We start from the raw sequence: 22,815 nt of genomic DNA, 5'->3' as shown, positions 1-22,815 counted from the left end.
TTCCTGCACACACGTTCGATTTGATATCAGCAAGCAGCCCTGCTTTTGTATCCTACGGCTCGCTCCTGGTACGTTTTAAAGACACCGTGACTTCAGGGAGTTTAGAAACACCCACGAAGTGGAGCATTACCAGGCTCAGGGGAAGGCACAGGAGGTAGATCCTCCTGCCGAGGTGGGGACCTCTCACAACATTTTTTTCATGACCTGAGTGAGTATACTACGCAATTTCGTAACGAGATTTCGTAGTGGCCGAAAGGATAAAACATGCCTTCTTTTCAAGACCTTCCTTTGCAGCCCGCAACACGTGCGGTGCTGGCATCAATGCAGATTACAGAGCAGACCCCTATTCAGGCCGAGGCGATTCCAGCCCTGCTGGCTGGTAAGGATGTAATAGGGCAATCCGCGACTGGCTCCGGCAAGACACTTGCCTATGGTATTCCCCTGATCGAACGCCTGGCAAAAAATAAACGCGTCGCGCAGGCGCTTGTGCTGGTTCCCACACGCGAACTGGCTGTGCAGGTCAATTCAGTGCTCAGCACATTTGCCGCGCCCCGGCGCCTGACAACGGCCTTGCTGGTGGGTGGCCGACGCTATGAGAAACAGATTTCCGCCCTCCGCTATGGTGCGCAGATTATCATTGGTACCCCTGGGCGTATCAAAGATCACCTGGAGCAAGGCAACCTGGTCCTGCGCGACATCCGCATCTGTGTGCTCGACGAGGCTGACCAGATGCTCGATAGCGGCTTTGGACCCGAGATTGAGCAGATCCTGGAAACCTCGCCTGAGGATCGTCAGATGGCGCTCTTTTCAGCGACTATGCCTACCTGGATCGCGAAGTTGCAGGAGAAGTTTCTCAAAGACCCCGTCAAGGTAACGATTACCCCGGAGGCAGGCACGCAAAGCACGATTGAACAGATTGCCTACCAGGTGCCGCGGGGCAAGAAAGTAGAGGCACTCTGCACACTTCTGGGCTCCACACAGGGCGAGATCAGCCTGATCTTTGGCCGTACCAAGATGGGCGTCGAACGACTGGGAGAACAGCTCAGTAATCTTGGTTTTGCCGTTGGGACCTTCCATGGCGATAAGAGTCAGCGTGCCCGCGAAGATGTATTGATGGCCTTCCGCCGGGGCCAGGTGCAGATGCTGCTCGCCACCGACGTTGCCGCGCGTGGACTCGATATTCGCGGCATTACCCAGGTCATCAACTATGAGCTTCCCGACTCCGACGAACTCTTTACGCACCGCATTGGCCGTACGGGACGCATGGGACGCTATGGCAAGGCCGTCACGCTCCTCGCGCCCGCCGATATGAGCAAATGGCGACGTATGTCACGTAGCTTCGGGCAGCCCGTTGCCGTGCAAAAAATGGCTCTGAATGATGAGGCCGCTCTGGCCCGGCCTATGGTAATGTCAGAGGGAAAGCAGGCACGCGACCTGGAGCGCGATAGCGAGCAGGCCTTGCTGGAAGATGAGGACACTCAGGTGGTGACGTTGAACGAGCGTCCCAGGCGGGAGCGCTCCAGATTCCAGGAGACACAGAGAACCTATCCGAGGAAACGCCCGTATGAGCGCATGCGTAATGAGTTCTCAGCGCGTAAGCCAGAACGTAGCACTGACACCTTTGCCGACGCCGAGCGCCCTGCTCGCTCACGTGTACGACATACAGAAGTGTTTGTAGAGACCGAGGGACAGGCACACGCCCGCGCCAAGCGCGCGGAACTCTTTATTGAGCCTGAGCTTCCTGCTCGCAGACAGGAGCGCCGCGCAGCGACGTTTGAGAAACCATCCACAGACAAGACGCGAGAGTACAAGAGAGGCACAGGAAAGCCCTCGAGCTTTGGAAGAGGTGAGGGCAAAGGCAGGAAGCCCGCGTTTTCCTCCTTTGATACACGCCCGGGGAAACGCACATCCGGGGGCGCTGCCCGCACGCGGGACCGCATCTCTAGCCGGTAAACCTTCTAGCATCGAACTGGTAGCAATACGCGTAAGCTGAGAAAAATTCTCAGCTTACGCGTATTGCTACCAGTTCGATGCGTTTGCTCATCGACTCCTTGCTGGTGTGATCTCTCTCTCTTTTTCCAACGACCTCTTGAAAGCCCATGTCTATCTATGCTACCATAGGCTTCTTTGCAGAGCTCTACCTGTAGTACAGCAAAGGATGCAACTATGGCAACAAAACCCATTATTTTGTTGGACGACGGCGGTGTGATGAATGATAATCGCCTGCGTGCCCCACAGTGGCAACGCCTGGTAGGTGAATTTTTCGCGCCCCGGCTTGGAGGCACACCTGCCGCCTGGGCTGAGGCCAACCGCGTCTTGATGATGGACATCTTTGGGCCGGCAAACTGGCAGGCGCGAATACAAGCTGCAACCGATTATGCCAGCTTCGAGCGTACCTACTGGTGCGACTGGCTGGGCGGTATGTGTCGGCTCGTCAATGTGGCGGTCCCATCAGAGGAAGCGTGTATCGAACTGGCTTGCCAGGCCGAAACCTACATTACTCCTCGGGTGCGCTCTGTCTTTCCTGGTGTGATCGAGGCTCTCCACGAGCTACACGCTCAAGGATACACGCTGCATACCGCGTCAGGCGAATCCTCGCTTCACCTCCATGGTTACCTGACGGGTATGGGCGTGCGCGATTACTTCGGACGGCTCTACGGCGCCGACCTGCTCGGCATCCTCAAAGAGACGCCAGAGTACTACGAACGCCTCTTCGCCAACGCTGGTATCGTGCCCCGCGATGTCTTGATCGTTGACGACACCCCACGCGTTCTTGCCTGGGCTAGAGACTTCGGCGCGATGACTGTGCTCATCACTCCTGAACAGGAGGCGCTCGATAGAACAATGTGCCTCAATAATTTGGCCGCGTTACCACAACTGGTGAGTCAGCTCACCAGCTAGTTCTTCGGCTGAATAGCTAGCCCATCGTTGCCTGTACGCGGTTCACGGCATTGAGGACGGCCTTGATCGAAGCCTGTTCGATATTGGTTGCGATAGCAGCACCGAAGAAGGTACGCCCAGAGGGGGTCTCGATCTGGAGGTAGGCGACAGCGCGAGCATCCGAGCCATGATTGAGCGAGTGCTCAGTATAGGAGCGTACAGTGAAGTTGGCCAGTGAAGCCTGGTTCAAAGCACGGACAAAGGCATCGATGGGTCCATTGCCGCTTCCGCTCAACTCGTAGAGTTCGCCGTTCAAGATCACACGTGCGCGGCATACCACCTCGTCGGGAGAGCTTGCCCCAGCCTTTTCCGCGTGGAAGGCCTCGAGCGAGAAGGGGCTGGTGCGCTGGAGATACTCGTGCTCGAAGGCATCATAGATCTGCTGGGGCGTCAACTCGTCGCCCCGGTCATCGGCGATGGCGTTAATAATCTTGCCAAACTCGACACGCATGGCCTTGGGCAACTGGAAGCCAAACTCGCTCTCCATCACATAGGCGACGCCGCCCTTGCCCGACTGCGAATTAATGCGAATAATGGCCTCGTAGGTACGTCCGATATCCTTGGGATCGATGGGCAGGTAGGGAACCTCCCACACGGCATCCAGGGCACCATCCCAGGCTGCCATGCCTTTCTGGATCGCGTCCTGGTGGGAGCCAGAGAAGGCCGTGAAGACCAGTTCGCCAGAGTAGGGATGGCGTACGGGAACCTGCATGCGGGTACATTCCTCATACACCGCGCGAATCGCGTCGATGTCGCCAAAATTCAAGTGTGGGTTGATGCCTTGCATATACATATTGAGCGCAACCGTAATGATGTCCACGTTGCCGGTACGCTCACCATTGCCAAAGAGGGTCCCCTCGACGCGCTCCGCACCAGCCATCAAACCTAGCTCGGTTGTCGCGACGCCTGTACCGCGATCATTATGGGTGTGCAGGCTGATGATAGCGCTCTCACGGTGGCGCATATGGCGGCAGAACCACTCAATCTGGTCGGCATAGATATTGGGGGTCGCGATCTGCACCGTCTCGGGCAGGTTCAAAATGATTTTGGCTTCAGGCGTGGGCTGCCAGATATCCACCACGGCCTCACAGATCTCCAGCGAGAAGTCGATCTCGGTGAGCGCGAAGCTCTCGGGTGAGTATTGGAAGATCACCTGCGTCTCTGGAATGGTGGGTACGAGATCCTTGATGAGTTGTGTCCCACGGGTGGCGATATCGATAATACCGGCTTTATCCAGGCCAAAGACCAGGCGGCGCTGGGCGGGCGAGGTGGAGTTATACAGATGGATAATGACTTTTTTCATGCCCTGGATAGACTCAAAGGTGCGGCGAATCAAATCCTCGCGTGCCTGGGTGATCACCTGCACCGTTACATCATCGGGAATGCGATTTTCATCTACGAGCCGGCGAATAAAGTCGAATTCTATCTGCGAGGCGGAGGGAAAACCAACCTCAATCTCCTTAAAACCAACCGAGACCAGGAGATCAAACAGTTTCAGCTTCTCTTCAACGCTCATTGGAATGGGTAGGGCCTGGTTGCCATCGCGCAGATCAACGCTACACCAGGTGGGAGCGGTGGTGATGGAGCGCGAGGGCCACTGACGCTCGGGTAGTTCAATTGGAGGGAATGCGCGGTACTTCGTGACAGAACCCTGCTGCATCCCCCCGTGACGGTTGACGGCGGTTTTGGTTGCCTGTGTGTTACGCATCTGATCCGAAATCATCGTATGCCTCCAAATGAAACATTGTGTCGTGCTTGCGCACCTGCTTCTCATAAAAAAGTTTACTTCTTCTCCGACTCCCCTGAGCATTTATCCCCGAATGGGGGGGGGGTGGGGTTCGGAATAAGATTTTAGGAGGCAGGGAGAACATCCTTGAATTACCAGTCAGTCGTCGTTGACTCACCTGATCTCTGCCTAAAAAAACAGCCGTGATGGATACCAATCACGGCTGTTTCTGCGTCTCTTTGTATAACAACAAAAAGCCGTGGACGCTTTAATTTTCTGGTCGTCCACGGCCCTGGGATATGATTGATTCTACGGAGTGGTTAAAGCAACCACTTACGACAGATGAACCATATGACCCTGGACGACCCGCATAAGGAGGAGGCCAAGTCCAGGGAGTGTAAGCTCATGTACTTTTAATTGTTGTGTAGCATCTGTCATGTGCAAAGTAGAATCCTTCGCTGTCTGTTTTCTTGCTTTAACTGTAACACCAGCACAAGCATTTGTCAATAAAAAAAGAGCACTGAGGATAGATGTGCTATAATGAGGAGCGTTTGGGACGTTTGTTCGCTAATAGTCAAGCGTATCTGGCAGACTGGGGGTAACTCTATGGCGTTCCCTGGTGTCCTTTTGCACGAACAGGCGCGGGAGTATTATTGGGAGGGGCAGGGGAATGTATCACTAAAATCCTTTTACGCAGGGCGCGCTCTATACACGCTCGGGCAAGGCTACTATGCCGTCGATGATACGTGTTATTTGCTCGTCAATCAGGATCAGCCATATACGATTGCCATCGAGGCGGAGCAACCAGTCGAGTCGTTGTGTGTGTTTTTTGAGCCAGGTTTTTTGGAAGATGCCCAACGTGGCCTGGTTACTCCCATGAAGATGCTCCTTGATGAGCCAACCTGGCCTCTTGATCGCAAACTCCACTTCTTTGAACGTACGCACACCCGTGATCCGCAAATAGCCTCTGCCCTGGCACGTTTGCGGCTTACATCCTCAGATCATGAGTTTGTATCCATAGACCTGGCCGAGGCGATGTACGACCTGGCCGTGAGCTTACTCCAGGTCCATATGAATGTCTATAAGGAGATGGAGGCGTTGCCTGCGGCACGCTCAGCAACGCGAGAGGAGTTGTATCGCCGCCTCTACCTGGCCAGAGAGTATATGTACGCCTTTTTTGATCGTCCCCTGGAGATTACAGAATTGGCCACGGTCGTCAACCTCTCCCCCACGCATTTTCTGCGCACCTTTAAACAGGTCTTCCAGCAGACACCACACCAATACCTCATCGGTGTTCGCCTGGAGCGTGCCCAGCACCTGCTTCTCCACACCGACCGCCAGGTGACTGACATCTGTTTCTCCCTGGGCTTTGAGAGCCTGGGGTCCTTTAGCTGGCTCTTCCGCCAGCGCCTGGGTTGCTCACCATCCGCCTATCGCCAGGCAAAAAGGTGATTTTGGAGAAGCATGCTGCCTCTTCGTTATGAGATACTAGCCTCACCCTGATTGGTATCAATAGATCGAAAATGATTGGAGAAGCACGCATGGAGAAGAGGCCCGCATTGTCCGCGGAGATGGTGCATGAGTTTGTCGCGAACGCACATGGTGATTTGCAGCGCGTCCAGGAACTCTTAGCGCAAGAACCTGCATTGTTGAATGCAGCCTGGGATTGGGGTGGAGGTGACTGGGAGACGGCCCTTGGAGCTGCGTCCCACATGGGCAGGAGAGATATTGCCCTCTACCTGCTCAAGCATGGCGCGCGCATAGATATCTTCGCGGCGGCCATGCTTGGGCAGGTAGAGATTGTGCAAACCCTCTTGCAGGCCTTCCCTGGTATGGTCCAGGAGAAAGGCCCACATGGTATCTCGCTCCTGGACCATGCCAAAGCAGGAGGAGAAGAAGCAGCTCTCGTTCTTACGTTCCTGCAATCTCTTTCGCAATAGCGTCCTTGCCCGACGCGTGCTTTCGCAGCGTCGGGCCTCACTCCTGGTCTTCCAGTCTGTCTTGCAGGCGTACGCGTGCCTCCAGGTGCTGTAGGCGTACATTCAGGCTCGCGATGACGGCCTGTTGCTGATTCAGCGTCTCCTGAAGGTGCTGCTGTTCCGTCGTGTGCTGCTTTGTCTCTTCCTCGTAGCGCCCCGTCAACTCCTGTACAATACGTTCGAGTTCAAGGTGGCTGACCACGACCTGTTCGCGGAGCAAGGCAACACTTTCATCGAAGGCCTGTTGCCGCTGTTGCAGAGCGTCCTCGTGGGCGCGCGCCGCTTGCTGAAGCTCGTTTTGCAGTTGTGCCAGGCGCGTTGCGGTCTCTTGCTGCCAGGTATCGGCCTGCTCACTCCAGGTTGCCAGGCTCGTGGTCAGATTCTGATATTGTTGCTGAACCAGTTCTCCCTGCCAGACAATCTGGGTGGAGAGCGTTTGCACCACCTCGTCAAGTTGCCCCGTACGCTCCTCAAGTTGCTTCTGCTGTGTGGCGAGCTCAGTAAACAGGGTATGTTGTTCCTCTAGGAAGCGAAAGATCTCCTGTTGTTGCTGTGTTAGTTCCTGCTGGGTTTGAGTGGAGGTTGCCTGGTACTGTTCCACTGTCTCCCGAAGTTGGGTCGTGAACTGCTCCTGAGTGTCCAGGCGCTGGGTCTGCTCCGAGATACGCTGCTGGACCTGTTCAAACTGCTGCTTCTGGCTGTCTAAAACATGGCGCAGTGTCTGAGCCTGCTCTTCAAGCTGGCCCAGCATCTCTTCTTGCTGGGTATCCAGGCGCTGTTTTACCTGGTCATGAAAGAGGCTCAATGCCTGTCGCTGTTGCTGAGCTTGTTCCGCCAGGGCCTGAGAGTGTTGTTTACCCTGTGCCTCCAATTCCTGGTGAAGCTCCTCAAGCTGTTGTAAAATACGCTGGTGCGATTCACGAAGCGCCGCTTGCTCGCCGGAGATGTTCGTCAGGTTTAACTGAGCCTGCTCGCTAGTAATGACCGCGGAGTTATCGATGATAGGCGTCAACTGAGCCAGGTCGCTGGCTCGCACCTGGCGTGTACGCTGATTGAGGCCAACATTCTGTTGACGTACGGGCAGTAAACCGCTCTTAACCCAGCGACGGATGGTCACATCCTGGCGGCGTGTCACACGCGCCGCATCAGTAAGCGAGAGCCAGTAGTCGTGCTCGTCAACCAGTTCATCGACATAGCGTTCCTGTGTATCGAAAGCAGGATGCTCTAACATATCGTGTGTCACTTGTCTATATCCTTCAGATAGGAAAACACATTTCGCACAAAGAAGCTCGAAGTAGAAATACAGTCACAAGAGGCCATTGTACGCGTACAAGATTGTAGTTTCGCCTCCATACCTGCTCCAATCCTCTTGCAATATACAGTATATCTGTGATATTGGCGAAGTCCTCGATTGCATGGCTAAGAAGGCGGATACGCTGGTACTTTTAGTTCTTCAAGCTATGGAGTATACAAGTATATGTCTACCTCTCAACGAAGGCAAGAGCTGCAACAGCGCTGGCGCGTCCTCCTAATAGGTGGTTCATCTGGAACAGGTAAGAGCAGCATTGCCAGGCAGCTTGCGGCGCAGCTGGCAATATCCTGGCTCCAGGTTGACGATCTACGCCTAGCCTTGCAAAATAGCCGCATCTCCTTCCCCAAACAGGCCCACACCGATGCGCTGTACTTCTTCACCCGGCCAGGGATCTGGCGCGGCTCACCAGAAGCACTCAGCCAGGCCCTGATCGCGGTCGGAGCAACACTGCGTCCCGCCCTGGAAATTGTGATTGCCAACCATATCGACATTGACGCCCCCTTGATCCTGGAGGGAGACAGCATTCTTCCATCATTACTAGAAAATCCATTGATGCACCAGTATAAGAACAGGGGGCGACTCCAGGTTGTTTTTCTCCAAGAACCCGACGAAAAGCAGCTTTCTATCAATATAACGCAGCGGGGGAGGGGAACTGTTGGCATGAGTGAGGAGGAATTGCGCACAGAGGCCAGGGCAAAATGGCTCTATGGGCAGTGGCTCGCGCATGAGGCAATGCGCTGGGGTTTGCCAGTTCTGGAACCACAGCCCTGGGAGACATTGGGCACGCGTATTCTTGGGACTTGTTATGAGCGAGAGGAAGGATAGTAAACCTGAGTGCCTTAAAGCCCAAGGCCAGCTTTATAACTTGGGCAAAATACAACTGTAGATTTTGATTTTGCACTGGAGTGATGCTGACTTTGCGCTGGAGTATGCTGAGTTTGCACTGGAGTGTGCTGTGCATTTTTGGAGTAAGCAAGTGAGAGATGATATTTCTTGTGTACCCCAGAAGAACGCCACAAACTCATCAATAAACAAGAGTTTGGCAATTACTATTCTTATATGATTGAAGAAAATATCTTTTGTTGCTGGTAAATGACCTTCCATGTGAGTCAGTTTTGCCCACAAAGCGTGATGTCGCGGAGCGACATGAAAGCGAATGAAAATGGACTATACTGATGGGGGTGATGAGCGTCAGTGATCGGTGCTCACGTTGATACTCTCAGTTCGACCTCAAAGCTGATCGGGGTGCGTCCAGCATGAATGACTGTTGCCACGAGCACGCGGAGGAACCGTGCGCCCAGAGAGGCGCGAGAACTCTTGCCATCGGAGGATGGTGCTACTGAGAGAAGGTAGCTAAACCAGCATCTTACCTCGAACCGAAAGGGGAGAGTGGACAGGAGCATGATGCCAAAAGGCCGGCGAAGCCCGAATACCACGGGCCAGATGTCGGTCAGGTAGGTCGTCTATGGTAAAAGCTGATTGCCTAAACGCAAGTCTTGGTGGGAAAACGCGGCCCATCGGGCGCAAATGGTATCGCTGCCCGATTTCTGATGTCACAACCAAAAGTTTCCTGGTGTATGAACTCTCCATCAGAACCAGCCCATAGGGAATGGGAAGAGACGTAATGCGTACCTAAGGACGAACCAGAGTTCTCGTGTAACCTGGGGATCGCCTACACGCCGTGAGGCGCAAGGCGACGGAGGAACCATAGTACCCAAACGCTCAGGGCAATGCCTGAGACAGGGGGAAGGGTTCTAGAGAGGAAGTTCCATTCATTGAGGTTGACTTGGATGAGTTACAAGACCTTTGAGCGACTGGAACGCCTACGGACGTTGAACAGTAACAGACAATGGAAAAACCGCGATCTGTACAGGCTGATGTACAAAGAAGACTTGTATATTCTCGCCTACGAACAGATCAAGTCGAAACCTGGAAACATGACCCCTGGAACAGATGAGGAAACACTCGATGGGTTTTCTCTAGAAACCATTCGAGAAATCATTCAGGAAATGAAGACCGAAAAATTTCAATTCAAGCCTGTGCGAATCACCTTCATCCCAAAGGCGAATGGCAAGATGAGAAAGTTGGGTATTCCGTGTGTAAGGGACAAAATTGTCCAACAGGTCATGTATTTGATCCTTACGACGATTTACGACAGCCCGAACACACCCTATTTCAGGGAGACAAGTCATGGCTTCAGACAGAACCACAGTTGTCACACAGCTTTGCGTGAAATTAGGCGGAAATGGTCTGCCGCTAATTGGCTTATCGAAGGAGATATTCGCGCTTGCTTCGACGAAATCCATCATGGAACCCTTGTGACTATCCTCAAACAGAAGATTCAGGATCAACGATTTCTCAACTTGATCTGGAAACTGCTGAATGCAGGATATATGGACCTTCATGGAGCAAGAAAGGATAGTCTGATCGGTTCTCCGCAAGGAGGAATTCTCAGCCCAATACTCGCGAATGCGTATTTACATGAACTTGATGAGTTCGTGGAAGAGCTACGTCAGAAACGGGAAAAGGGGGAGAGCAAAGGCCGAAATCTGGCGTACCAGAGGCTCTCGAAAGCGAAAGCAAAACTGGTAGCCCAGGGGAAGACAAAAACCAGGGAGTTCAAGGCACTCGTCCAAAAAATGAGAGCTTTACCCTCCACAAACGTGAATGATCCAGAATTTATTCGGATCAAATACCTGAGATACGCCGACGATTGGATCATCGGAATGAGTGGGAGCCGCGCCCTAGCTGAAGAAATCAAACAGGAAGTGAAAATCTTCCTGCACGACCATCTCAAACTCACCCTGAATGAGGAAAAAACACGCATCACCAATGCGAGAACCGAAGAAGCCTTCTTCCTCGGAACCATCCTCAAAATGGGAAATAGCGGTGTAGCGAAGGTGACTCTGTCAGCCACCAACACGGGGAAACGAGTCAAACGTCGCTCCACTGGCTGGGAAACCGTCATGAAAGCCCCGATGCCGAAACTCTTGAAGAGATTAAGCGAGAGAGGCTTCTGTACGAAAGAGGGCAAACCCATCCCACGATCAGGTTGGGCCTACTTAGACGTAGATCAGATAATCTCTCTCTACAACGGCGTGAACCGTGGTATCCAGAATTTTTATCGATTTACGGACAACTGGCGACAACTTGGCCGAATTCAGTACATTCTTCGTTTCTCGCTCGCCATGACGCTAGCGCGCAAATTCAAAATCACCACCCCTCAGGTCTTCAAACGCTTTGGGAAGCAACCGACCTATGTCATGAAAGGCAAAGAGGGAAAAGAGGATCGAACCATCTCATTTTACTACAATCAGGACTGGGCCAAAAAGCGGGAGGCGTTCCAAACTGGAATATCTCCCGATATCGACCGCATCCAGATTGCAACACGAATGAGAACGCGCTCCAAGCTTGGGCGGCCATGCTGCATCTGTGGAGAGACACTGAGACAAATTGTCATGCACCATGTTCGACATATACGGAAGCTATCCAACAAAAGGGAAGCAACCGGTTTTAACCGCATCCTACGCATGTTGAACCGAAAGCAGATCCCTGTCTGTGAGACATGCCATCGGAAAATTCACCGAGGAGAATACGATAGCCTCAAGTTATCCGAACTCTCGTATGTCCCATACTGAAACAATGAGCGTAGCGACTCTTGGAGAGCCGGACGCTGGGAAACCCGCAAGTCCTGGTTCGGTGGGGAGAGGTTGGCACTCTTCGGAAACGAAGAACCGGCCTCTTACCCGACTTGTCCGTTTTTCGCACCCAGCGCCCATCATTCGCGTAAGAGAGGCAAAGTGTATTCCAAGGAGGTTGGTTATGCAAGTGGTCTATGAGCGCTGCGCTGCCATCGACGTACATCAGAAGACGGCCGTGACCACGACCTTGATCACACAAGCGAATGGGCATGTGCGAGATGCGAGACACGCACCTTTGCCACCATGACCAGTGATCTCTTGAGGCTCGATGAGTGGTTGCATGAGCTGGAGGTCACGGTGGTCGCCATGGAAAGCACAGGCGTGTTCTGGCATTCAATTTTTAACATTTTGGAAGAAGAACGAGAGATCATCCTAGTCAATGCCCAGCATATGCGCATCCGTGCCTGGACGCAAGACGGATGTAAAGGATAGCGAATGGTTGGCAGATTTATTGCGCCATGGTTTGCTGCGAGCGAGCTTCATTCCCCCCCAAGCCGATCCGGGAGTTGCGGGATCTGACGCGGCATCGCAAGACCTTAGTGCAGGAACGCAGCCAGGAGATCAATCGGCTCCAGAAGCTGTTGGAGGGAGCCAACATCAAGTTGGCGGCAGTGGCCGCCGATGTAATGGGCAAAAGTGGACGTGATATGCTGGAAGCCGTGATCCAGGGAGAGCAGGATGCCGACGTCTTAGCTGGCCTGGCCCGTGGGCGGCTTCGAGCGAAACTTCCAGACCTGCGGCAGGCGCTGATCGGACGTGTCCAGCCTCATCACCGTTTTTTGCTGCAACAGATTCTGGCCCACATTGACTTTCTGGAGTATTCCATCGGCCAGGTTGAAGACGAAGTCGAGCAACGCTTGCTTCCTTATGAGGAAGCGATGACCCTGCTTGAGAGCATCCCTGGGTTGCAAGCCACAGCGGCTGCGGGGATCCTGGCAGAGATTGGCACGGATATGTCGCGCTTTCCTTCCGCCAAACACCTCACGTCCTGGGCGGGTGTTTGTCCTGGCAGCAAAGTAAGCGCAGGCAAGCGCCTGGGCGGACGGACAATGCAGGGAGATACGCATCTGCAAGCGCTCTTAGGGGAAGTGGCTTGGGCAGCCTCTCACACCAAAGACACCTATCTCGCCGCTTTCTATCAGCGCATTGCCCGTCGCCGAGGAAAGAAAAAGGCTGTTGTCGCGCTGGAACGGAAATTGTTGGTCATCATCTATCATATGTTACTCACGAAAAAGCCCTATAACGAGCTGGGACGTGAGTACTTTGATCAGATCCAGAAATCTCACCTCGAATGGCACCATATCCATCGCCTTGAACAACTTGGCTACACCGTCACCTTAACGCCAAAGGAGGTGGCTTAGCTCTTAAGATGCTCTTCCACTATCCAACAGTTCCTTCACAAGGAGCATTGGCGCCCTGCTTCTGCTTCCTCTGGTTCCCTATGCGTTTCTGGCCCTCTAAAGGGGGGGAGGATTTTCGGAGGAACATGAGCAGTTGCCCTCAATCTTGAGCAGCACAACCATTGGTAACGGATCAAGCCGCTCCACAAGCGAATGGTTGCAAATCGTTTTTGTAAATGAGGAAGTAGGAAAGAGACCCTTCATTTTTCTGTTACGCTGTAAAAGCTGAGTAGCAAAAACCTTGGAAAAGTGAGACCCAAGAGGGTGCAACGAGCTGGAGGGCAACTTCGGCGGTGCATCAGCTCGTTGCTTTCCCGCGCGTGTCACAGCTCGTTTTGGCAGCCGTGTGGGGCAGTGGCGGTAGCCCCGGTGCCCAGGTCGTCGGAGCGTCCGGCGGCAAGCCGGGACCATTGGGAGATGGGGCGTCCACTTATACGGAAGGAGTTGGGTTCGCTGGTGTTTTCTCCCCATCGTTGTGGCCAGCCAGCAGGCGAGTTCTCCCAGGTCTCCTGCCGACCATACACTGTCATGTCTAACAGTCCAAACGACGGTGCCATCACTTCATTGCCGCGGCCAGTGGTCCAGTAGGTCTCGAAGACCTGGTCACCGTCTCGGAGATAGCTGACCAGGATGCCGAAGTGCCGGCCTGCGATCAGCGGGTCCACGGAGTCCTGCGGCACCGAGTACCAGGGCATGGTCCAGCCCATGAAATCGCGATAGCGCGAGCTCTCCTCGTACGGTCCCTCACAGAACGTGGCGTAGGTGACGTCGCGAGAATGGAGATAGGACAGCTCGCTGATGTGGGTGGTGGAGAAGGTGCAGCCCTCGCACTGGCCTTCGGCAGGTTGACCGAAGTGCCACATGTGAAAGTAGGCGATCAGAAGCGATCGCGCCTCAAAGACCTCCAGCAGCGGGACCGGTCCGTGCGCGCCGACAAGCTGGATGGAGGGGTCTACTTCCACCATCGGCAGCCGTCGGCGAGCTGCCGCAATCGCATCCCCGGCACGGGTGTGTGCCTTTTCCCGTACCCGCAGCGTGTTCAGTTCGGCCTGCCAAGTGGCTCGGTCTACCACTGTAGGCCGGGCAGAAGTGTTGAGGTTTCTGGCGAAATTGTGCTGATCAGGTGTCTTCATCGGTATCTCCTTCTTGCTTCTCCCTCTTGCATTCAGGATACCTTCTGGTGAGCAGAGATGCAACGACCATTTGTAAGTTGAGATTGACCCGGAATTGGGGAGTCGGGGAAGAGAAAATTGCTACAATACAACCAGGAGGGTTTCATGGGCAAATCTCAACCGACTTATACGAGAGAATTCAAGCAGCAGGCTGTTCAGTTTGTTCAAACCAGTGGAAAAAGTAAAACACAAATAGCGAGAGATCTCGGCATATCTGACAGTGCTTTAAGCAAATGGTGTAAAGAATTTGGTGAACGAGGTGAGGAAGCTTTTCCTGGAAAGGGGCATCAAACACCACCAGAAGAGGAAATTAGAAATCTAAAGCGTGAACTAGAAATATTACGGCAAGAAAGGGATATATTAAAAAAAGCGGTAAGCATCTTTGCGCAACCCCATCCGTAAAATTTCAGTTCATTGATGAGCATCGCTATCTCTTTCCTATTGTTCGCATGTGTCATGTATTAGAAGTATCAGAAAATGGATACTCTAACTGGCGTAAAAGAGGAAAGTGCCAAAGAAAGCGAGAAGATGAACGACTTGCGGAGCGCATTGAAGATGCGTATCATTCTCATAGGGGCCATTATGGAAGTCCTCGCATCCATGCTGATTTGAAGGAGGACGGGATTTCTTGTGGAAGAAAACGAGTTGCACGAATTATGCGAGAGAAGGAGCTGAGTGCTAGGAAAAAGAAGCGAAAAGTCCGAACAACGGACAGCGATCATGCGTTGCCGATTGCACCCAATCTCCTCCAACGTGATTTTGCAGCTTCTGCACCGAATAAGAAGTGGATGTCAGATATTACCTCTATCGAGACACGCGAGGGATGGCTCTATCTTGCAGGGGTAATAGATGCATTTTTACGAAAAATTGTCGGATGGTCGATGGGTGAGCATCATGATGCAGAGTTAGCAAAAGCCGCACTTCATCTCGCGCTTTCCCGACGCCAGCCTGAAGCTGACCTGATCCATCACTCCGACCGTGGCAGCGAATATGCGAGCCTGGCGTATCAAGCCTTGCTGTGCCAGCATCATATTCAGATCAACATGAGTAAAAAAGGAGATTATTATGATAACGCGATGATCGAAAGTTTTTGCGGGACACTCAAGGAAGAATGTGATGCTCCTTTTCCCTCTTTAAGTCGATATGAGGCGAAGATCGCTATTTTTGAGTACATCGAGGTCTATTATAACCGAAAACGAAGACACTCGGCTCTGGGCTATCTTAGCCCAGTTACCTTTGAAAAACAGGAAGAAGCAAAGAAACTCACACTTGACAAATAACATCAATTGTCACATAATGTTTATGTGTAAACGTTACGTTACGCTTTAACGTTGGTGCTTCTTATTTTAAGATAAATAGAACGTTTTAACGTTTTTCACGTCTCTCCCCTGACTCAACTTCCACGTTCGAGTCCTCTCCAATTCCGGGTCAATCTCATGCGGCGTTGGATACAGGCGAACGTTGAAGCCAAGGAAGTCAAATCCTTCGGTCAGGTGAACAATTCGTGTCTTTTCCTCAGAGAGAGTCAAGCCACGTTCTTTCAGCCAGTCCGTCAGGATGCCTTGCGCGCGCTCGGCATCTTCCCTGGTTTCACAGAAACAGACGCGCATCATCGGCGTATCTTACTACTGCTCGTGTCCCAATGAGCTCTCCGCGACAGTTGTACTTGATGCCGAGGGCTGTTTCCATCCCATGAAGCGCGACGTTAAGAAGCAGGGGGGAAACAACACCGCCTTGAGGTGTACCTTGCTCCGTTGCATGGAAGACCTCTTTTTCGATATATCCTGCTTTCAGCCATTGCTTGATCAGTTCCTTTCCAGGGACCGGGCCAATGGTTTTCAGGAGATATTCGTGGGAGATTGCGTCAAATGCCCCTTTTATATCGGCATCAAGTATCCACTTCTTGGTTTTATTGGGTCGAGCCAGTCCGTAGATCTTTTCAATAGCATCGTGACAGCTTCGACCTGGGCGAAATCCGTAGCTCGCGCCCTCAAACTTGGCTTCCCAAGCTGGTTCAAGGGCGTTTTTGGCCATTGCCTGAAGGCAGCGGTCCATTACCACGGGTATTCCCAATGGCCTAGACGTGTTATTTGCCTTTGGGATGTAGGTTCGCCGTGTTGGTTTCGCTTTCCAACAGGAGTACTGCGCGAGCAGATCGACCATTCTCCCTCTGGCTGCTGGTGTTTTGATGACCAGCTTGTCTACCCCAGGAGTGTTTTTTCCCGCGTTCATCTGCGTGACTCGCCGGACACTTACCAGCCGGTTCGAGTAGCTTTTCAGCATGAGTTTTTGGAGCGAGCGGACCTTCTTCAGGTTTCCCTCTTGTGTTGCCCGAAAGATACGTTGTCTCAGGTTACGAACAGCCCGATTGGCTTTGCGCCAGTCAATAGCGTTCCAATCGGTCTGCTTCTCGGTTCCGTTTGCTAAGCGTGTGTCTGCTTGCATCTAACTTTTCCCTTGATGAGTTCCTTTACACCGTTCTTTGGGTGATGCACCAGGATCACGTCAGCCGCCTTTCGGCGTGGGTATCTTCGTTGCCGACCCTATCTGCTCAGTTATGCATTCCTGTTGCCTTTCGGCGAGCAGCCTTCGCTTCTTGATCCTTCCTGTTCCCACTAAGGCGTTCGGCGTCCCTTGCGGTTGGCTTACTCAAGAACGTGATGGTCTCTTGAGACCTTATTGGGGTTTCCACGTTCTGCACGGTTGAGATGCGATTGGGGTGGGCGTCTCCTATACTGCGGGGAGTGGGTGTCCTCAAAGCCGTTTGACAGCACGGCTCTCCAATATTCCCATCATCATCGTGTCAACCACTTTCGATGACCTCACATGACGCAGCCTCATCAGAGATTCATTCGCATTCGCCCGTCCAATCTTCCCCTAGCCCGGTTCCTTCTTGCGGTTGAAGTTTCCTTAGGCATTCTCCCTCGCTTTCCACCTCACTGTTACCAGTGACGCAGAGAGGGGTGGAGACAGGCATGGACACCTGCCTGGAGACGTTCGTCTCACTCATTCCGTACAACTTCGTGTCGCACTGTCGTTTGTGATTGTACCATTGAGCTGCTCTTCAAGCTTTGGAAAAGTCAGGGGCACATTGATGAGTGGCGATCGCAACATCCCTGGCGAGCGTTGTGTGAGCTGTATGCCAAACTGATGGCAGTTGTGGTCCAACATTGGCTCCTCTTGTTTGGATGTTGGCAGGATCCTTGGCGCAGTTTGGTGAAAGCCTCCGCGGTGGTGCGATCTCTAGCCCTCCAAGGGTTGGAAGTGCTCTGTGGCTTCTGCCGTTTGCGCCTGCTGGTCGACCAACTCTCTCGAATGATGCAGTCGGGCTGTCGGGTCAATCCTCGCTCAACTGAACCCTGCTTGGCTCAGTTGCTTCTCGATGGTCTCGATTGGCTCTTAACTTAATGCCTATGAGGTAAAAATGTTGGGACCCCCTCTTCCTCACAACCGTCACCCCAAACGAGCTGGAGCCGGGTTGCCTTCCGGCTCCAGCCACCACGCCAATATAACAAATTGCTTTACTGCACATTTTCGGTAACTATTCAGATGGGTAACGCAGAAGATGTAAACTGTGCCCGCCTCTTCTCTCTTGAGCAGGGCAAGGTCACAAATACGCCAGAAGTTGCATCAAATGGGTCTTTTACGCCACCCTACTGAATAGATACCATTTTCGGTAACTGTTCAGGACCTCTGGCTATTCGCCTCTCAAGCGGGGCAAGATTGATTTTTGTTGGAAGTGTTTGCTACCTCGAACGCTCCACCTGCGCCAGGGCTACCCTTGCCTGCTGGGCTACGTCGGCATCCGGATCGGACAAGAGGGCGCGTAAGAGCTCAACGGCGCGGACATCGCCAAGCTGGCCCAGGGCAGTGGCGGCGCTCGCACGAACTTGCCAATGTGCATCGCCCAACAGGGCGAGCAAGGGTTCGACGGCGCGGACATCGCCAAGCTGGCCCAGGGCAGTGGCGGCGCTCGCACGAACTCCCCCATCTGTATCACCCAACAGGGCGATCAGGGGATCAACGGCATGAGCATCCTTCAAGCTACCCAGGGCTCTGGCTGCGTTTGCACGAACTTGCCAATGTGCATCGCCCAACAGGGCGAGCAAGGGTTCAACAGCGCGGGCATCACCGAGAGGGCCCAGGGCACCAGCCGCACGCGTACGAACGAACATCTCTGCATCGCCCAGCGCAGCGATCAGGGCAGAGACCGCGCGGGTATCCCCCAGCTGCCCCAGCACGGAGGCTGCGTTCGCACGGACATCCCCATCCGCATCCCCCAACGCGGCGATCAGAGCAGGGATCGCGCGGCGATCGCCCTGATTGCTCAGCACATTGATGGCCTCCCGGCGGACAAGGACACCTGGGTCAGACAGGGCAGTGAGCAGATGAAGCAGAGATTGACGGTGATCCACGTGCAGCAGAGCGCGGAGCGCGAGCAGGCGCACCTGCGCTCTCTGGTGCGAGTCGGTGAGGAGCACTTGCAAGCCGGGAAGCGCGCGGGCATCGTCCAGGGTTTCCAGCGCTTTGATGGCGGCTTTGCACACCTGGTAATCTGGATCGTTGAGCAAGGTCAGCAACGAATCAAACGCCAGCCCTCGCTCCTTGCGCCGACGCATGATGTTCGTGATCGCTTGCCGGCGCACCTGGCTGCTCGGATCGGACAGGTCGGCCAGCAGGGTCGCCAACGGGACAGGAGAGGTCTTCATGACAGGCTTGATACTCCTTCTCTCTTCAAGCTGTGGCCCTGAGGGCCTGGCTGCCCTCCTTATTTTTTGCCGCTCGGTTGGCGCAAACGTTTCGTCCGCTGACCGAAACAGTCGAAAGAGGGAGGCAGATAACTGTTGTGGCTGTCTTTGGCCCGCTGTTCCTTCAGGGTTTTGACCCGTTCACGCAACTGGGCAACTGCCTGGAGCGTTTCCTGAAGGGCTTCGCTCAACGGGCGTTTCTCCTGGTCGAGCCACTTGAGTTGCTCGTCTTTGCCAGCCAACGCTTGGCGCAGGCTCGATTTTCCTGGCGCAGACGTGCGAGTTCTTCATTCCGGTTCATACACTTACTCTAGCAGATCGCCTGCGTTTCAGGCAATCGTCTAGCCCTTCTGAATAGAAGCCATAACATTTGTCAAGCCCCCTTTTGGGGGCGGGAATTTGTTCTCGTTTGACGGGAGAAGATCTGTTTTGGAAAAAAGACACAATCTCCTCCTAGCGCCTGGAAGCTTTCCAGGTGCAACCCCACCGCGTTCCCTTGGGGTGGGGGGCGCATCCAATGGGTGAGCTAGCCGCGCGGCTAGCTCACCCATTGGATGCCAACCTTGTTCGCATCGTAGAGATCTTGCGTCTTGAGCAGGTGAACAACTACGATAATCATTTTTCGCATCACGGCAACCAAAGCTGTCCCTTTTTTCAGGCCATGATCCACGAGACGCTGATAGTAGTCCTTGAAGGGAGAGTGTTTCTCATGTAGCGAGCGCAAGGCAGCCAAGTAGAGCAAGCGACGAACTCGTCCGCTCCCCCGTTTGGAGAGCTTGCGCTGTCCTTTCCATTTCCCGCTCTGCTTGACCTGGATATCCAAGCCAACGTAGGCCACAACTTGATCCATATGGGCAAAGCGCTGCACGTCCCCCAATTCGGCTCGCAGCACCGCAACGGTCAGTGGTCCAAACTCGGCAACAGCGAGCAAGCGTTTTGCCTGGGGATCGTTGCTCAGCAACTGCTCAATTTCTTGCTCAAGCTGAGCCAGATTGAGGAGCGTATGCTCCAGTTGATCACATACAATCGAGAGGCTTTTCGAGCGTGCCATCACCGCCACCTCGCTGGCAATCGAGGTCTGCGCCAATGCCACAAGGGCTTGAGCCGTCTGGTGACCATAATGGTGAGGCGCCAACTCATGCAAGAGACGAGACAGCGGCTCGATTCCAGCTCCCACGACTGCCTGGGCACTGGGATAGCGCTTCAGGACTGCCAGAGCGGTGGGGCGTGTGGGGTCGGCAAACACCTGCACAAACTCAGGGAACAACACGACCAGAAGCGCATGCAGCTCGTTTTTGTAGCGGACTACATCCTCGCTCAGTTGTTGTTGCAAGCGAAGCAGTTCGCGGTAGGTTCCAATCTGCTCATCAGGCAAGTAGCCAAAGCGGGCTTCCCCGCTGAGCAAGACGCGTGCGATGGTCCCTGCATCCAGTTGATCCGTTTTGGCACGCAGGCCTCGCTGCTGCGCAAAGGCATGGACCTGAGCTGGATGCAACAGACACAGGCGGTATCCAGCCTTGAGCAGGGCCTGCGAAAGGTTTTCTGCGTAGCGCGAGGTCGCCTCCAATCCAACGAGCATCGAAGAGGGATCGCTCTTGAGGCTCGCGAGTTTCTCAAAGAGCCAGTCAAACCCCTCTCTCGTATTAGCAAAGGTGGTTGGTTTGAAAACCTGCCGTTTCTCGGGGGTCAAACAGCACATGGCGCAGGTTTGACTGCCAATGTCGATGCCAACCACATACCGAAGAGATGTTGGTTCTGGCGGCGTCGGGACAACGTTGCTCTTGGACATGATCGCCCTTCTCCTTTCTCATGGAGTTGGTTCTCGCATGCAGACAAAATCCACCCAGATGGTCGCAACAGGAAGCCTGCCCTTTCAGGAGAAGCGAGAACTCACGCTGGATCGGCAGTCATCTCATCTGCGAGAGACGCTGCAACAAGCCCAATGGTCGTTTGCCGTCCTGATGGAGACAGGGAGCCGTCTATTCAAGGCGGTCACCGTTGGGGTCAACAGGCCGCATGTTACCACAAAGGCTCTCCTGTTGGTTCCATCGTCGAGAAGAGATGAACTTTTGCCCTCTCTCTTCTCTCCTGACAATTAGTATATGAGTTACCATTTTCGCTAGGACAGGCGAACACCTTGCTCTTGAATAAACTCTCAGGTACCATTGAGAATGGGTAGGCGACTTGAGAGTAGCTTCCTCAAGAGAGAAACCGCAGACTCCTTTTCGCTAGGTGGGGACAGACCCCTTTAAGATCGGTGGGGGAGGCATCACAAAGCCCTGATAAGTCTGTGGGAACCAGCAGCGGAATCCCTGGCCTGTCGATGGGAAGAGTGCCTCCACGGTTTCTTGCCTATCCACCCACATACTGGTTGGTAGTGCGTGTTCCTTCACGGTGAGAGGATGGAACCATGACCAAGCGATCTGCCCTTCAAGCTATTCCGCAACTTTTGCAGGAGCCAGTATTTGTTGGTATTGACGTAGGAAAAAGCAAACATGTAGCAGGTTTCGTCTCTTCGACCCTTCTCCAGCGTCACCAACGCTTTGAAGGCTGTCCGGCTCTTGCCTTTGAGAACTCGCGAGAAGGCTTCCGCATCCTAATTGAACGTATGCAGACGCTTGCACCGCTTGAGCACTGTACGGTTCTGATGGAAAAAACAGGACACTATCACCGAGCCTTACTCCAATATTTACAGGAGTTCGATATTGCCGTGTATGTCATGCACGTTCAGGAACGTCCCAAAGGGATGATGAAAACGGATAAACGCGATGCGCTTGGTCTGGCAAACCATCTCTACAATCAGTTGGCTTTGGGGATTCAGCTCGCCGATAAGACGCAACTCGTGCGGCGTACCATCCCTGCAACCCCTGCCGCTGCCCAGCTCAAAGGGCTGATCCGTCACCGCTACGAACTGGTCGGCGAAGCAACTCGACGGAAGAACAAGCTCATCGCAATTTGTGACGAATTGTTCCCAGAAATGACCAAAGTGCTCAAAAACCCCAATAGCCTAACCGCGCTAACGCTTCGGGAACGATTCCCTACCCCGGCTGCCCTCGCCACCGCCAGTATGGGTTCTCTTCTCGAAATTCGGGGGAAAGCATACGTCCTCAGCGATGCCAAATTGGCGGAATTACAGCACTTGGCGGCTCGGAGCATCGGAGTCAGGGATCTTATTCGTCAGCGTGGCCTGGTGTTAGAGCAGACACAGCTCATCAAAGAGCTTCGTCTCCATCAGGAACATATTGAGCAGTTAGAACATGAGATTAAATTGATTGTGGAACAGGCTCGCGAAGGAAAGATCCTTGCCTCGATGGGGATTGGCCCAATCCAGGTTGCTACGATCATGGCGACGATTGGAAATATTGAGAATTTTCCTAATGCAGGATCACTTAAATCGTACTTTGGCTGGGCACCAACCGTCGCCCAATCTGGCAAGACGCTTGATTGGACCGGCCAAACGCGAGGAGGTTTGCGAACCATCAAACAGATGATGTTTTTGGTGGTGGCTCATGTCATCAAACAAGACAGCCAATGGGCCCAGCTCTATGAGCGCCTCGTCCAGGCAAAATATCCCTACGATGAGCGACGCGGGGTGCGGGTTGGTCGCCTCCGCGTCTTTGGCCGGGTCGCAGGTCAAATGATTGAGACGATGTATGCTCTTCTCAAGCTGGATGCAGAGGTCTTGAGTAAAGTTCCCAACGGTCAGGACCCTCCTGCTCCGACCTTATATGATCCAGAGCTGCATCGCCGTCATCGAGAGGGTCATTATCAACCGCTCAAATCTTCCCCACACCCAGCAGTGATCACCCTCTTGCCGCCAATTTCATCAGAGTAATT

General features: G+C 53.6%; 21 protein-coding genes. 13 read left to right on the top strand and 8 right to left on the bottom strand.

Annotated features, from left to right (window positions below):
* The first annotated feature begins 264 nt into the window (after positions 1 to 264).
* Positions 265 to 1,953, top strand: a complete 1,689-nt coding sequence (locus JMJ16_RS15940; RefSeq protein WP_201383024.1) for a DEAD/DEAH box helicase — start codon at positions 265 to 267, stop codon at positions 1,951 to 1,953.
* 213 nt (positions 1,954 to 2,166) lie between these two features.
* Positions 2,167 to 2,901, top strand: coding sequence for an HAD family hydrolase (locus tag JMJ16_RS15935; protein WP_201383022.1), 735 nt, complete (start codon positions 2,167 to 2,169; stop codon positions 2,899 to 2,901).
* Between the two features lie 16 nt (positions 2,902 to 2,917).
* Here the strand turns inward: JMJ16_RS15935 and leuA are convergent, their stop codons facing one another.
* On the bottom strand, positions 2,918 to 4,600 hold the full coding sequence (leuA, locus tag JMJ16_RS15930) for a 2-isopropylmalate synthase (protein WP_374229070.1): 1,683 nt from the start codon (positions 4,598 to 4,600) through the stop codon (positions 2,918 to 2,920).
* Between the two features lie 672 nt (positions 4,601 to 5,272).
* Between leuA and JMJ16_RS15925 the strand changes: the two genes are divergently transcribed.
* Positions 5,273 to 6,118 (top strand): AraC family transcriptional regulator, encoded by an 846-nt coding sequence (locus JMJ16_RS15925; RefSeq protein ID WP_201383018.1) that lies wholly within the window; start codon positions 5,273 to 5,275, stop codon positions 6,116 to 6,118.
* A gap of 89 nt (positions 6,119 to 6,207) precedes the next feature.
* Complete coding sequence (locus JMJ16_RS15920) at positions 6,208 to 6,606, top strand: ankyrin repeat domain-containing protein (RefSeq protein WP_201383016.1); 399 nt, start codon at positions 6,208 to 6,210, stop codon at positions 6,604 to 6,606.
* Between the two features lie 37 nt (positions 6,607 to 6,643).
* On the opposite strand, the gene JMJ16_RS15915 is transcribed toward JMJ16_RS15920, so the two are convergent.
* A complete protein-coding gene (locus JMJ16_RS15915) occupies positions 6,644 to 7,888 on the bottom strand; it encodes a hypothetical protein (RefSeq protein WP_201383014.1) in 1,245 nt (414 codons plus the stop codon).
* A 234-nt stretch (positions 7,889 to 8,122) separates the two neighbouring features.
* Between JMJ16_RS15915 and JMJ16_RS15910 the strand changes: the two genes are divergently transcribed.
* The 4 genes from JMJ16_RS15910 to JMJ16_RS15900 all read left to right on the top strand — a co-directional run bounded on the left by JMJ16_RS15910 (position 8,123) and on the right by JMJ16_RS15900 (position 13,019).
* Entirely contained in the window at positions 8,123 to 8,782 is a 660-nt protein-coding gene (locus JMJ16_RS15910; RefSeq protein WP_201383012.1) for a hypothetical protein, read from the top strand.
* Between the two features lie 965 nt (positions 8,783 to 9,747).
* Positions 9,748 to 11,595, top strand: coding sequence for a group II intron reverse transcriptase/maturase (locus JMJ16_RS15905; RefSeq protein ID WP_201383010.1), 1,848 nt, complete (start codon positions 9,748 to 9,750; stop codon positions 11,593 to 11,595).
* A 184-nt stretch (positions 11,596 to 11,779) separates the two neighbouring features.
* Complete coding sequence (locus JMJ16_RS56025) at positions 11,780 to 11,905, top strand: hypothetical protein (RefSeq protein ID WP_255553218.1); 126 nt, start codon at positions 11,780 to 11,782, stop codon at positions 11,903 to 11,905.
* Positions 11,906 to 12,164: 259 nt separating this feature from the next.
* Complete coding sequence (locus tag JMJ16_RS15900) at positions 12,165 to 13,019, top strand: IS110 family transposase (protein ID WP_201383007.1); 855 nt, start codon at positions 12,165 to 12,167, stop codon at positions 13,017 to 13,019.
* A 362-nt stretch (positions 13,020 to 13,381) separates the two neighbouring features.
* On the opposite strand, the gene JMJ16_RS15895 is transcribed toward JMJ16_RS15900, so the two are convergent.
* The gene (locus tag JMJ16_RS15895; RefSeq protein ID WP_201383005.1) at positions 13,382 to 14,191 is read right to left on the bottom strand and encodes a DUF899 family protein; all 810 of its coding nucleotides are present in this window, start codon (positions 14,189 to 14,191) and stop codon (positions 13,382 to 13,384) included.
* A gap of 144 nt (positions 14,192 to 14,335) precedes the next feature.
* Here JMJ16_RS15895 and JMJ16_RS15890 point away from each other — a divergent pair, with 144 nt between their 5' ends.
* Positions 14,336 to 14,632 carry a transposase gene (locus JMJ16_RS15890; protein ID WP_201383004.1) on the top strand — a complete coding sequence of 99 codons (297 nt, stop codon included), beginning with the start codon at positions 14,336 to 14,338 and terminating at the stop codon, positions 14,630 to 14,632.
* Complete coding sequence (locus JMJ16_RS15885) at positions 14,569 to 15,510, top strand: IS3 family transposase (protein ID WP_201386097.1); 942 nt, start codon at positions 14,569 to 14,571, stop codon at positions 15,508 to 15,510. Before JMJ16_RS15890 ends, JMJ16_RS15885 begins: the two co-directional genes overlap by 64 nt.
* Positions 15,511 to 15,576: 66 nt before the next feature.
* Here JMJ16_RS15885 and JMJ16_RS15880 read toward each other — a convergent pair whose 3' ends face one another.
* Both JMJ16_RS15880 and JMJ16_RS15875 read right to left on the bottom strand, forming a co-directional pair.
* A complete protein-coding gene (locus JMJ16_RS15880; RefSeq protein ID WP_201383001.1) occupies positions 15,577 to 15,843 on the bottom strand; it encodes a reverse transcriptase domain-containing protein in 267 nt (88 codons plus the stop codon).
* On the bottom strand, positions 15,821 to 16,675 hold the full coding sequence (locus JMJ16_RS15875) for a reverse transcriptase N-terminal domain-containing protein (RefSeq protein ID WP_201382999.1): 855 nt from the start codon (positions 16,673 to 16,675) through the stop codon (positions 15,821 to 15,823). The genes JMJ16_RS15880 and JMJ16_RS15875 overlap by 23 nt, the downstream gene beginning before the upstream one ends.
* A 768-nt stretch (positions 16,676 to 17,443) precedes the next feature.
* On the opposite strand from JMJ16_RS15875, the gene JMJ16_RS15870 reads away from it, so the two are divergent.
* A complete protein-coding gene (locus JMJ16_RS15870) occupies positions 17,444 to 17,638 on the top strand; it encodes a hypothetical protein (RefSeq protein ID WP_201382997.1) in 195 nt (64 codons plus the stop codon).
* 338 nt (positions 17,639 to 17,976) lie between these two features.
* On the opposite strand, the gene JMJ16_RS15865 is transcribed toward JMJ16_RS15870, so the two are convergent.
* The 3 genes from JMJ16_RS15865 to JMJ16_RS15855 form a co-directional block, all read right to left on the bottom strand.
* Positions 17,977 to 18,939, bottom strand: coding sequence for a HEAT repeat domain-containing protein (locus tag JMJ16_RS15865; RefSeq protein ID WP_201382994.1), 963 nt, complete (start codon positions 18,937 to 18,939; stop codon positions 17,977 to 17,979).
* Positions 18,940 to 18,998: 59 nt separating this feature from the next.
* Entirely contained in the window at positions 18,999 to 19,220 is a 222-nt protein-coding gene (locus tag JMJ16_RS15860; RefSeq protein WP_201382992.1) for a DUF6444 domain-containing protein, read from the bottom strand.
* A gap of 296 nt (positions 19,221 to 19,516) precedes the next feature.
* Positions 19,517 to 20,767 (bottom strand): IS110 family transposase, encoded by a 1,251-nt coding sequence (locus tag JMJ16_RS15855; protein ID WP_201382990.1) that lies wholly within the window; start codon positions 20,765 to 20,767, stop codon positions 19,517 to 19,519.
* Between the two features lie 37 nt (positions 20,768 to 20,804).
* Here JMJ16_RS15855 and JMJ16_RS15850 point away from each other — a divergent pair, with 37 nt between their 5' ends.
* Entirely contained in the window at positions 20,805 to 21,077 is a 273-nt protein-coding gene (locus JMJ16_RS15850) for a hypothetical protein (protein ID WP_201382989.1), read from the top strand.
* Between the two features lie 311 nt (positions 21,078 to 21,388).
* Entirely contained in the window at positions 21,389 to 22,813 is a 1,425-nt protein-coding gene (locus JMJ16_RS15845; protein ID WP_201382988.1) for an IS110 family transposase, read from the top strand.
* Positions 22,814 to 22,815 lie beyond the last annotated feature (2 nt).

The organism is Ktedonobacter sp. SOSP1-52, assembly GCF_016587395.1.
This window is presented reverse-complemented; position numbering and strand designations above follow the sequence as displayed.